The following is a 1,216-nucleotide window of genomic DNA, read 5'->3' on the forward strand; positions in this document are numbered from 1 at the left end:
TTTCCTAACTCTTGCTAAACCACTGCGTCAGCCCAGGAATATCCTGCATCTTACTTCTCAATCGTTCAATCGCTCGGACGAACCGTTTGCTGGTTGTCTGTTTGGTTAACTGCAAAATCTCAGCGGCTTCGCCATTGGTGACGCCTTCGAAAATTCGCAGCGCGATGATCTCGCGGTCATCCGGATCCATTTGCTCAAGCAGTTCGTGCAGTTTTGCTTTTTGTTCCGAACGAATCAGCTTTCCCGATGCCGAGGATAGACGATCCATCAGCGCGGCAGCCAATGAAACCGATGTTGCACCAAATCCCATATCGCGGTCGATCGACACGTCGCGTCGGGCGTCACGCATTTGAGTGTCGACGTGTCGACGGTGCACGGCCATCAGTCGTTCCATCGTGACAAGCCGCATCCACACCAGTGGTGACATCTCTTGTTTCGTCTTGAAATCATCGAATCGCTTGGCAAGATCCAAAAACGATTCTTGAATCACATCCGACGGATCCACACGGCTGCGCAAATTGGGGTCCATCCGAAACGCGACCATCGATCTCAGTTGATCGCGATGCTGTTGGAACAAGTCTGCCAAAGAGGATTCATCGCCCGGTCGGGCGCGAGGGGGTAAGTCGTTGGTTTCCTCACACATTTTTGAAATCTGTTGGTCAAGATCGCGCTGGTGGACGGGCAGAACGTATCCGATGCGATGCGCTACGACGTTTATAGCGGGACAGCTCGGCATCCGTCGGCGGCGGCGAGATTTTTATAGCCCCGGCTGGCAGGACTAGGGTTCATACGACCACGTGAACGAACGCTTTTTGTCAATCTTTCCAAAATTGCTGAATCAGGAGACGACAACGGCCGGTGGCTCGCAGGTATACCTGCAGAGGGGGGATCCTGGTCCGCCCGCAAAAGGTGACTCATTCAAACGAGTCAACCTGCTGTGTCACAGGAAGTGACACCGTCAATCGATTCCAAAGCCGCCGAGAACATCGACACCAATCTCGCTGTGAAACGAGTGCTTTCCGGAGCACTCGCGATGCTTCGACCCCGTTTGGAATCCACCCAACAAGAGCCTCAGGACCGCCTTCACCTACCGATTTGCGGTGGATAGCCTCCAACAATGCATGTACGAAACGACACCATGAATCCAATCAGCAAGCGTGCCAAGTCCCGTGCCGTGAATTCCCGCCGCCGGGCTACCAGGGTGCAAAGACGGAGC

Annotated in this window: 1 protein-coding gene; it reads right to left on the reverse strand. The window is 54.1% G+C overall.

Annotated elements, in window-relative coordinates; translation table 11 throughout:
• Positions 1 to 4: 4 nt before the first annotated feature.
• Positions 5 to 736, reverse strand: a complete 732-nt coding sequence (locus tag K227x_RS06315) for a sigma-70 family RNA polymerase sigma factor (RefSeq protein ID WP_145168746.1) — start codon at positions 734 to 736, stop codon at positions 5 to 7.
• Positions 737 to 1,216 lie beyond the last annotated feature (480 nt).

This window comes from Rubripirellula lacrimiformis, assembly GCF_007741535.1.
Lineage (GTDB): Bacteria > Planctomycetota > Planctomycetia > Pirellulales > Pirellulaceae > Rubripirellula > Rubripirellula lacrimiformis.